Origin of the sequence: Pseudomonas sp. NPDC096950, from assembly GCF_044762525.1 — a bacterium.
In the GTDB taxonomy this organism is placed as follows: domain Bacteria; phylum Pseudomonadota; class Gammaproteobacteria; order Pseudomonadales; family Pseudomonadaceae; genus Aquipseudomonas.
On sequence record NZ_JBIWEL010000020.1, the window covers coordinates 125,402 to 135,820 of the forward strand.

General features: G+C 53.6%; 8 protein-coding genes and 1 pseudogene. 4 read left to right on the forward strand and 5 right to left on the reverse strand.

The annotated features are described in order from the left end of the window. Positions 1-494: 494 nt before the first annotated feature. From ACIQY3_RS25690 to ACIQY3_RS25700, 3 genes are read left to right on the forward strand one after another with little or no spacing between them, the layout of a single operon-like run. Entirely contained in the window at positions 495-3,338 is a 2,844-nt protein-coding gene (locus tag ACIQY3_RS25690) for a PAS domain-containing protein (protein WP_403025320.1), read from the forward strand. Then, positions 3,338-3,709, forward strand: coding sequence for a response regulator (locus ACIQY3_RS25695; protein ID WP_403025323.1), 372 nt, complete (start codon positions 3,338-3,340; stop codon positions 3,707-3,709). The genes ACIQY3_RS25690 and ACIQY3_RS25695 overlap by 1 nt, the downstream gene beginning before the upstream one ends. A gap of 33 nt (positions 3,710-3,742) precedes the next feature. Continuing rightward, positions 3,743-4,408 (forward strand): response regulator transcription factor, encoded by a 666-nt coding sequence (locus ACIQY3_RS25700; RefSeq protein ID WP_403025326.1) that lies wholly within the window; start codon positions 3,743-3,745, stop codon positions 4,406-4,408. 568 nt (positions 4,409-4,976) lie between these two features. Here the strand turns inward: ACIQY3_RS25700 and ACIQY3_RS25705 are convergent. The 4 genes from ACIQY3_RS25705 to ACIQY3_RS25720 all read right to left on the reverse strand — a co-directional run bounded on the left by ACIQY3_RS25705 (position 4,977) and on the right by ACIQY3_RS25720 (position 9,625). After that, on the reverse strand, positions 4,977-5,786 hold the full coding sequence (locus tag ACIQY3_RS25705) for a hypothetical protein (protein WP_403025329.1): 810 nt from the start codon (positions 5,784-5,786) through the stop codon (positions 4,977-4,979). Positions 5,787-6,191: 405 nt separating this feature from the next. Beyond that, positions 6,192-7,424 carry a condensation domain-containing protein gene (locus tag ACIQY3_RS25710; RefSeq protein WP_403025331.1) on the reverse strand — a complete coding sequence of 411 codons (1,233 nt, stop codon included), beginning with the start codon at positions 7,422-7,424 and terminating at the stop codon, positions 6,192-6,194. 192 nt (positions 7,425-7,616) lie between these two features. Then, positions 7,617-8,486 (reverse strand): helix-turn-helix domain-containing protein, encoded by an 870-nt coding sequence (locus ACIQY3_RS25715; RefSeq protein ID WP_403025334.1) that lies wholly within the window; start codon positions 8,484-8,486, stop codon positions 7,617-7,619. 365 nt (positions 8,487-8,851) lie between these two features. Further along, positions 8,852-9,625, reverse strand: a complete 774-nt coding sequence (locus ACIQY3_RS25720; RefSeq protein ID WP_403025337.1) for a zinc-binding dehydrogenase — start codon at positions 9,623-9,625, stop codon at positions 8,852-8,854. Here ACIQY3_RS25720 and ACIQY3_RS25725 point away from each other — a divergent pair. Then, positions 9,590-9,811: pseudogene (locus ACIQY3_RS25725) on the forward strand (SOS response-associated peptidase family protein); the annotation flags it as partial. The gene ACIQY3_RS25720 and the pseudogene ACIQY3_RS25725 sit on opposite strands and share 36 nt — an antisense overlap. A gap of 292 nt (positions 9,812-10,103) precedes the next feature. On the opposite strand, the gene yecR reads toward ACIQY3_RS25725, so the two are convergent. Continuing rightward, positions 10,104-10,406 carry a YecR family lipoprotein gene (gene yecR, locus ACIQY3_RS25730; protein ID WP_403025368.1) on the reverse strand — a complete coding sequence of 101 codons (303 nt, stop codon included), beginning with the start codon at positions 10,404-10,406 and terminating at the stop codon, positions 10,104-10,106. Positions 10,407-10,419 lie beyond the last annotated feature (13 nt).

Consider the following 10,419-nt stretch of genomic DNA (forward strand, 5'->3'; position numbering starts at 1 on the left):
TTACATGGACGACTCTGGCTTCAAGCGTTTAACGCCCCTACGCACTCGCAGTATTAGCCAGTGCACAGACGAGAATTGCATTTGCTCAAACCTTCGTGCGTCATGGAATTCATTCGAGCGCCGAGTGACGCCGAACCCAGGATCAATGCTGCGCGGGGCATGTATCTTCGGTGTGTCGCCGACTCGGCCATTTGAATACCCATGTAACGTGAACAGCTGTAGATACAGTCAGGTACAGAGCCTACGTTTCAGTCTCCTATGTTTGCGATCTCGGCTAGTCTGAGTTCAAGCGAGATTTACAATGGCGGCAATGTTGCCGCGCAAGGCCCTGGAACAAGGACGGAGCTGCCGCGGTATTGGTATCGATCACGCCAACCCTAGCCGCCCTACACTTTGGTGCCTGTATTCGAGGCTTGCGACACCAAAGTATGATGGGCGAGCGCTACCTCGATGGCGCATCCTCGTAAAACGGCGACTGTAAAAAGAGAACCGCTATGTCGAATGTGCTCGACCTTGCCATACATGCGCTGCCTGGTGTGGTATTTACCGCACTGGCCGATGGTACCGTCGACTATGTCAATCAAGGTTGGTGTACCTACACCGGGCGCAGCGCAAGTGACGCTGTTGGATCAGGCTGGCAGTCAGCAGTACATCTAGACGATCGCAGCGATCTGATCGAGCGCTGGCAGACAATCTTGAGCAGTGGTAAGCCAAGAGACATACAGGCACGACTGTTGCGATTCGATGGTATTTATCGCTGGTTTCTCCTGCGTGTAAACCCTCTGACTGATGAGCACGGAAACTTGGATAAATGGTGTGGACTCTGTGTGGATATCGAAGACTATCGGGGGGTGACACGGCAATCTGCTGTTGAGCCAGAGCTGCGCACAATTATCGATAGCATCCCCGCACTGGTTTCCATCATGACGCCTGCAGGTGAGCTGGAATGTGTCAATTGCCACAATCTCGAGTACATGGGGGCCACACTTGAACAACTGAAGAAGTGGGCAGTCACTGACACTGTCCACCCGGAAGATCTTCCGGACGTAATTAGAGCCTGGATGCAAGCGGTCCGCACGGGAGAACCCTATCGTAATGAGCATCGGATTCGTCGAGCGGATGGCACTTACCATTGGTTCGTTGCCAGCGGCCTGCCGATGCGCGACGAGAACGGAGAGATTGCTCGCTGGTGGGTTATCACTGTCGACATCGACGACCAAAAGCGCGACAAAGCCCTGATTGCCCGTGCCTTTGCTGAAGTCGTCGACTCCGAGGACCGACTGCGCAATATTATCAATGCCGTCCCTGGTTTTGTCTGGAGCGCTGCAGCTGACGGCAGCGTTTTATTCCTCAATCAGCGCTGGTGTGATTACACCGGTATGCCTCTCAGCGCGGCGCGGGGGGATGGATGGACCGCGTCCATTCACCCGTGTGATGCCGTGGAGCTAGCCAAACATTGGAGTGCAATGCTGCAATCCGGCAACTCAGGTGAGTACGAGGCCCGGCTTCGTCGCTTCGACGGAGTCTACCGATGGTTTCTGATCAGAGCCGTGCCCCAACGTGACGAGTCGGGAACGGTAGCGCGCTGGTACGGTGAGAACACTGATATTGAAGACCGCAAACAGGCAGAAATTCTGCTGGCCGGAGAGAAGCGCCTGCTTGGCATGATGGCTGGAGGCTCTGCACTGGAATTAATCCTGGCGCAACTGTGTGAGGTGGCCGAGGCAACTTTCGACGGCTGCTTGTGCAGTGTAGTGCTGATCGATCCCAAGCAGCCTTATCCCTTGCACGATGCAGTTCCACGGCTGCTGTTTGGGGCGGCGCCAAACGTGCCTCCTGGCCTGATGCCGGGTTCCGAAGGAAGGCAGGTAGATGCCGAAAGCTGCCCCATGGCGATGGCCGCTATCTACAATGTTCCGGTGATTTCGAGCGATCTGACTCTAGAGCTTCGTTGGAACGAATGGCGGACGGCTGCTTTGACTGAAGGCCTGCGGGCGAATCTGTCGTTGCCGATTACGTCTAACCGCTACAACGTCACGGGAATTTTTTCGTTGCTTTACCGCGAGCCGATACAACCCTCGCCTGAACAACAGAACCTCATTGCGCAGTTCACTCACCTGGCGAGCATTGCCATTGATCGCGCGCGAAGCGAGGCCGCTCTGAAAAAAAGTGAAGCATTCCTGACCAAGGCGCAGCGCCTTAGCGCGACAGGTACTTTTGCCTGGCGTGTAAGCACTGACGAGATCACGTGGTCCGAGGAGTTCTACCGCATCCTCGATGTGGACCCGAGCGTCATACCTAGTTTCGACTGCATCTATAGTCGGATTCACCCAGACGACATTTCGATTCACCGCGAAATGATCCGACGCCAGCGCCGCAAGGGTCGAGACTTTGAGCATGAGCACCGCTTGCTGATGCCTGACGGCAGATTGAAATACGTGCATCTGGTTGCACATGCAATCAAGAACGCTGACGGTGAGCTTGAATACATCGCCGCTCTGCAGGACGTCACGCAACGACGGGTTTCAGAAGAGGCCCTGAGCAAGGTCCGTTCGGAGCTGGCACACTTGGCCAGGGTCGCAAGTTTGGGCGCAGTTACGGCGTCGATCGCCCATGAAGTCAACCAGCCACTGGCTGGTATTATCACCAACGCTAGTACCTGCCTGCGCATGCTTGGCGCTGATCCGCCTAATGTCGATGGTGCTCGGGAAACCGCGAGACGAACCATACGCGACGGTAATCGCGCCTCTGAAGTAATCAATCGATTGCGGGCGTTGTTTTCGAAAAAAAGCGTCACCATTGAAAACGTCGATATTAACGAAGCTGCTCGAGAGGTCATCGCCATGCTGCTTGGCGAATTGCAGCGTAATGGAGTGATGCTGCACCCGGAATTTGCCGACAGTCTGCCAAGGGTGAAAGGCGACCGTGTACAACTACAGCAAGTCATCCTCAACTTGATTCTGAATGCGATCGATGCCCTGAGCAAAATTACCAACCGCTCGCGCAATATGCTTATAACAACTGGTCTGGCGCAAAACTCCAGTGTTTACCTTGCGGTGGAGGACAACGGCGACGGTTTCGACCCGTCTGATGCTGAACGTCTATTCAATGCGTTCTTCACCACCAAAAGCTCCGGCATGGGTATCGGTCTATCGATCAGTCGCTCTATCATTGAGCGGCACGAGGGACAGCTTTGGGCTTCTGCCAATGATGGCCCAGGTGCAACCTTCCAATTTTCCATCCCACACGTGGCTGATAGTTCCGCAACTTCAGAAGGAGAGCACGCTGGCAACCCTGACCAGAACTCCGGCTCCGATCACGCCAAGGAGGGTCTCTGATGAACACACCTTTACTCGTATCGGTCGTCGACGATGACGAGTCGGTTCGTGAATCACTGCCGGATCTGCTCAAGGAGTTTGGGTTTGCTGTCCAGGCGTTCTCGTCCGCCAAGGCATTCCTGTCGTCGGTCTATGTAGACCAGACTCACTGCTTGCTTCTCGACGTAGCCATGCCGCAAATGTCCGGCCCCGATCTACAGAAAGAGCTCACACGGCTCGGTTATTACATACCGGTGATTTTCATCACTGCGCACGGAGATGCGAGTGAGCGGCCGCGGCTGATGAGCCATGGTGCGATCGATTGCCTGATGAAGCCCTTCAGCGAAGCGCAGTTGCTCAAGGCTTTGAGTGCGGCACTACCGATCAATTAAAACGCTGAATCGAATTCATGAGGAGATGGCATTTTGAACGTAAACAACCCGTTGGCCGTGTGTCGCAGAGCACCACCGGTAGCCGGGGATAAACCTATCGTTTTCGTTGTCGATGACGACATTTCCGTGCGAGAGTCGTTGGAGCTGTTGATCAGCTTCGCCCAGTGGCAGCCTCAGCTTTTTGAGTCCGCCAAGGACTTTCTTAGTCAGCCTCGGCCAGTCGTACCCAGCTGTCTGGTGCTGGATATCAATTTACCTGACCTCAACGGCCTGGATTTACAGACAGCCATCGCCAGCGAACGACCGGACATGCCGATCATCTTTATCACGGGTTATGGCGATATCCCACGGACGGTGCGCGCCATGAAGGCAGGTGCAGTAGAGTTTCTGACAAAGCCCTTCGACGACGACGTATTGCTCAATGCGATCGCGGGAGCCCTCGAAGGTAGCCGTCGTGCGTTGGATCGCGAGAACAACCTGCGTTTTCTACGAACGGCCTACACGTCCTTAACGCCACGTGAGCACGAAGTGATGGCAATGGTCGTCGCTGGACGCCTGAACAAACTTATCGCGGCAGATCTCAACATCAGTGAAATCACCGTAAAAGCTCATCGTGGAAAAGTAATGCGTAAGATGAAAGCTCGCTCTCTGGCCGATCTGGTGAAAATGGCAGCGCTGCTGATGCTTCCAATAGGTTGAGGCTGGCTCGGATCACGTGAGGAATGAAATGCTAATGGCGACGTCCAGTATCGGACTGAACGTCCTGTAATCGTTGCCAGAGCGCTTCCAGTTGAAGCAAATCGAGGGTGTCAAAACCTTCCGAGATCCAATCGCGACATGACTGCACCGGCTGTAATGCCTTCACTTGATATCCCTGTTCCAGGCATAACGTGGCGAGATGCATCGAGGCTCGCAACTCCCAAGCACGTGCGCCCTGCTGTTGACTCAAGGCAAGCGATTCTATCAAGGTACTCGGTCGCGTTGTGATTGCCCTGGTGTATGACCTTTATGATCTGTGCCTTTAATTTGAGGTTTTCTGATGGGAAGAACATGCGGTATGTCCCGCTGTCCGCTATAGAACACAGGACTTTACCCAGACTGACTAGGCATCCCAGGCCATACAAACTGTCCCGATGGTGAGAGGGCTAAGCCATTGACTAAGCCATCCTAGTGGCTAGCGAGTCCAACTAGAATGGGTATGTTCTGCAACTGAGTGAACGCGGTCGCAAAACACATTACCTATAGATCGGTAATTTTCAGCGATGGGCTAGGACGTTCTCATAAACACGAACGTATGCCCACCGAAATCCACTAACGAAAAACCAGACCGCATTACGTTCGAGATCACCTTGGCAGATGCAGCGGTCCCGATTGAGGGTGTATGCACTTCTATCAGCAACGTATTGATTGCCGCCAAGCTCGACGTCTGCGCGAATAACGCTATCTCATAACCCTCGATATCGACACACAAAGTATCAGCACTGGTTTCGGCAATCAGCTCGCCAAGTCGCCGTGCCCTGACTTGTTCCGGCGCTGCACCAGGCCCCCGGTACAAACTGCTCCACCAATAATCCTTGCCTACATGTAAGGTAACGTAGTCTCCAACTTCATCGTCAGCAACTACAGCGGCATTGATCAGATTCAATCGTTCCCCGTTGGCAGCAAACGTGCGTTCGATCCACGGAAGCAAGGCGCTATTAGGTTCACAGACATTGACCACATTACCGCTCGCTCGCCCCAGAAGGCTTCCCGTCAAACCGACGCCACCGCCAAGTTCCAATACCCGATTTCCGGGTTTGATATAGCGCCGGATCAGTTGCATATCGTGTTCTTCGTAATCTCCAACAAGAAAGTAATAAAGCATGTTGGCCGGGAAAGAAGAATCTACTGGCAAGACCAGTCCTGTTGTGGGGCCCTCATAAAGTTCAAGTCCTGGCAGCGCGGAAATCTCCTCCGCCAGCAGTACTTGACGATTTTTATCAAGGGCGCTGTCTACCGGAAAACTCAATAACCCGCGCTGGTTGATCTCGCGCTGTTTAGCACTGCAATACGCTCCCAGGCGTTTGCTGTAGGACATCTTGGTTACCTTTTCTTGAGATGGAAGCGCTTGACGATGATCGTCATTTCAACTACCCGTGATATTGCGGTCGAGATGTATCTGTATTGTGTCAGCAGTCGCTGGGTATGCATGTTCATGGCACTAATTCGGCGGCAGATACAGCGCCGTACAAAAGACGTCACTGGCCGAACAGGCAGCATGCTACCGCCGTGGGAAAGTGCTCCGAGTTTTCCCTGCATGTTGTATTTCAATTTATCCCGGAGCCCATTTGATCCTGCTCTGATTTAGCCGGCTGCAACTACGTTTGTAAGGAGCGCCACTCAGAAGCTTGACTATCTGTAGAACGCCATCAGCAATCAAAACGGATAGTTGAGAAACTGGCACGATTCTTAAGAAGTTCAGTTGCTGGAGTAGGCGTCGACGTCACATGCGTCCATCAAAATCAGCCGTGCGCGGCCGAGCAAGTCCGGGACGGGCGTATAGCTTGAGTGCACGAGATGCAAAGCGCCATTGACCGTAAGCGCCCCAATATTTTTGCTCGCCCTCGATCCCCATGAAAGTCGACGGGCCCCACATCGACTCCAAGTGCAAGCCGCCCACCTCGCAAGTGAATGGCAACTCCCCCAGATTAGACACCATCATGTCGATCGAACCGGCGTTCAATAAAAATTCGGTTGCAACACCTGCGCCTGACCGATCACGAAATAGTGACATTAATCCTGCGGCAAATTTTGTGACAGTTTCAACGGATCTGGCAGCGCCTACTTGCGTCGATAAGCGTCTCGCTAACTCCCAGAAGGTAACGTGATCACGATCCTCGACCCGACTCTCGGCTGATACAATTGACAATGCGCATTCATCAGTGCGTCCCAGCAACGCCCTGACGTTGACTGGCGATTTGATCCGCACTGGGCGATTAGCCCATGCTGCGCCGTCCTGGTCGCCAGCTTTTACTAACGCGACTATCAACGCGCCATGCACCGTGGCACCTGCTTGCCTTGCTCGCAAACGAAGGGTTTCGGTGGCTCTGGAGTCTATGTGGATACTCTGTACCAACGGTGTTTTAGCGTTCCGGTCGAGCATTTGCGTACTCGCAGGTCTCTCCGGATTACTTTGGTATGGTAGTAACGGCTCGGGGATGACTACAAACTGTTCCTGAGCTAGCGGAAGCGGGTACTCCAGCAATTTTCCCCCGGTGATGGCCTGCATCAAATCGCGCACTATAAACGCTAACGCCAAGCCGTCAGCAATAGAATGGTGTGCACTGAGAATGAGCACAGCGCTTTGCTCGGAATGAAGCAGCGTAGCCCTCAGCAGTACCTCGGCGGAGGCGCAAAACGGTGTAGATAGTTTGCCAGCGACTAGATCCTCCCAATGATCCTTCGGCATGTCGATAACTTTGAGGGGTATCTGCGCGTTGACCATTTTTTTAAAATAGGGCCGGCTTTCACTATCGATGGCAATAGCTACCTGAAGCATTGGATGCCGACTTTGGACAGCATCAAGCGCCTCGCGCCAATTGGTAATACAGGTTTGTCCTGCGATCTGAGCGGCAATCGTAAAATGCTTGGCGCTTTGCTGATCACTGGACCAGAAAAAACGCTCGAAAGGCCCGAGATATCGAACTGCTATCTCGCTTGGAAATGGGCTGTTCATGTTCCTGATCTCGATTAAACGTTGGGGAAACGAGGCAGAATATTCGTCTGACCGCCTGCGTTACGAACCGAAGCACACGCAAAAAATGACACCATTCAAAACTTACTTGTAAGGGCTGCCCTGTCTCTACAGCAATCCTAACTCCTTGGTTTTTGCGCGCTTTCAAAAACGGCTCAGGCTGGCAACGAAGTGCTATTTGATTCGACGAAAGACGCTGGGCAAGACGCCGTAGCGCGTGTGGAATGCTCTAGTCATGTGCGAATGGCTTGAGAAACCGGTAGCGTTCGCGATCTCGGCAAGAGTTGCACGACTATTCAGTAGTTCATGACGAACACGCTCCAGCCGCACTTGTAGCAAGTAGGCGTGAGGAGTGCGGCCGGTCGCGGCTCGGAACATTCGAAGGAAGTGGGACCGACTATACCCGCTCTCAATAGCCATTTCGGCTAAGCCCAAATCCTCGCTGTATTCGCTGCCAATTTTGTCCAGCACCCGGCGCAACAGGTGTCCGGGCAGTGCCGTTTGCTCTCGTGTCCGCAGGCCCTTCTGGCTGGCGACCATGACAAAACGCGCGATGATCGCCAATGCAATCGACTCACCGTACAACCGGCCGGATGCGCCTCCTTCGAGGGTTTCCTGCGCTGCGAGTTGAATCAGACAAGTCAGCGGCTTGTCGGTGATCCCCAAGTGTTCGTGAAGGCTGGCGCGATTGCCCCACTCTGACTCCTGCGTAACCTGATCAGCCACCTGCGGGCTGATCAAAAACGCTATCACGTCATAGGGCGAGCGGGCGTCAACCGCCGGCAAGTTGCCCGCTATGCCCAAAGATAGCGTGCCAGGCTGTTTGACAACTCGGGTAAATCGGTTGTTTCGATATGCGCGATTTGCCACGGTTGGCAGCCCACACCATAAAAGGCCATAGTGCTGATCGAGGGTCTCCTCGACACGAAACTGCGGTTCCGCATTGCGCCGCTCGAGAGTCAACCCCTCCCATCCCAGTTCAAGGCTGGATTTCCCGTTAAGAGAAGATCCCCGAATCAATACATCAATTTTCGAGTCTTGCATGTTTGTCCTTCACGAAAACAATAACGCCTGCCTGAATAACGGCGCCGTTGCAGCAGATGCTAACGCCGCAGGTTGAGGTATCAATTCGCTTACAAAGCTGTCTTCACAACCTTTCGCTTAGCAAAATTACAAGCTGGTTACGGTGCAGGCCAACCCTTGTGCTTGGTGCTATCGCGGCCAACGCCCATCTCTACGCACCCGACTCAGATGCTACGTCTCGTGGCATCTAGGTCGGGGGCGTAGAGATGGCCGGAAGAAGTGTGAATCAGCTTTCTCGCAGAAATGGATCTAACGAACAAGGCTTTGTAGCATGATTGAAAACTTGAAGACTGGGCGCATTGCGCCCACGTTCGAGATTCAGGGGATTAGAAGCAATTTACCGGTTGAGAGGCGCGTCTCCATAGCGGTACGTGCGAGAGCTGCATCAGCAAGTTGGTAGGTTGCGCCGATGCTGACTTGACAACGCCGTTTACTATCCAATCAAAAACTTGACTGCTATGACTACGAAGCAATTGAGGCGTATGGACGTGGTCCATGAACGTGGCATAGCCAAGTTTGATGCTTTTAGGAAGGCTCATGATGTCGAGGGGACCAGGGCCTCCCAATACAGGTCCATACCAACAAAAAGTGCCGCACCGACGCAAGGCTTTAATCGAGGCTTGAAACGTCGTTGGTCCGCTACCGTCGTAAATCACATGCACACCTTCGCCTCCCGCCAAATGAATAGCCTCCTCGGCAAACATTCCGTCTCTATCGACAATGACGTGATCAGCACCTGCATCTTTGGCAATCGCCACCTTGTCAGAATGTGAAACACGTCCAATGACTTGCCCCCCTCTGGACTTTATTATTTGCGTAAGGAGTAGACCAAGTCCGCCCGCCGCAGCGTGGACGATAGCGACGTCACCAGGCTGCACGGGGTAGAAATCCGTAGCGAAATGACTTGCTGTTAGACCTTGCATCATGACACCCGCAGCCGTGCGGTCATCAATCGCTTCAGGTATTTTTACCAGAGCATCCGCCGATATCACTATCTGCTCGGCGTAACTTTGCGGCGCGTAAACCCAAGCGACTCGTTCGGCGGGGACGAAATCACTTACGCCATCGCTGACAGTGCTGGCGGGATGGTAGACATTCATGATCGCAGGCCGGTGACGCTGTCGGCTGAGCTGGCGCGAGAACGCCTAAACCCGGCCAGGGCCAAAGAGCGCGCCGAACAATTTGCATTGCTGCAGGGTGAGCCTACCGGGGCATTTGAATGGTTCAAGGTCGACCGGGCGATCGGAAATGCGCGCAATCAGGGGCCTGATTTGATCAAGCCATAGGATGAGCCGCCGGTCACCGGTGACTTGTTCTAAAGGGGCGCAAATTATCCGAGATGCCCGGCAGCTACTGAAATCGTTAGTGCCAGCAACACCTCGAGTATCCTAACAAGGCTGAGCATTAACCTACCCACTATTTTACCAAGTTGATTGCCATTGCTACCAGCAGACAGATGTCAAGATGGCACAGGCCTATAGGGAATCACAGTCAAAAGCAAGCCTTCCCAGAAACTTTGGCCCGGGGACGTCTCATACGCGCCGTTTGGCAAGACCGCTCCCTCAATGATTAATGAAGCTATTCAGCCATAATCTTCCGATACTGTTTCATATACTCGCCATAAGGGAGGTTTTGATCCATCAAGGCTTTTACCCGGGCTTCTTTGTATTGATCGGGAGACAGCATCCCACTCGGAACCGACGCAGATCCGGCCGTCGAAGCCTGAGTCGCTGGCGTGATATTCCCGATGCATTGGTATTTGACAATCATCTGCCCAGCGCTGCAATTGCCCCAGCCATCACGAACCTGGCAATTCTGCGTTTGCCCACCAAACGGTTCGGCTCGGTTGTAGCCCCATACTGCACACTTGCTGTTCGCAATCTATTCCGCTTGT

Bases quoted from the DNA above. Each gene is read 5' to 3' on its own strand.
- ACIQY3_RS25690 (WP_403025320.1), top strand. From the start codon at position 495: ATGTCGAATGTGCTCGACCTTGCCATACATGCGCTGCCTGGTGTGGTA.
- ACIQY3_RS25695 (WP_403025323.1), top strand. From the start codon at position 3,338: ATGAACACACCTTTACTCGTATCGGTCGTCGACGATGACGAGTCGGTT.
- ACIQY3_RS25705 (WP_403025329.1), bottom strand. From the start codon at position 5,786: ATGTCCTACAGCAAACGCCTGGGAGCGTATTGCAGTGCTAAACAGCGC.
- ACIQY3_RS25710 (WP_403025331.1), bottom strand. From the start codon at position 7,424: ATGAACAGCCCATTTCCAAGCGAGATAGCAGTTCGATATCTCGGGCCT.
- ACIQY3_RS25715 (WP_403025334.1), bottom strand. From the start codon at position 8,486: ATGCAAGACTCGAAAATTGATGTATTGATTCGGGGATCTTCTCTTAAC.
- ACIQY3_RS25720 (WP_403025337.1), bottom strand. From the start codon at position 9,625: ATGAATGTCTACCATCCCGCCAGCACTGTCAGCGATGGCGTAAGTGAT.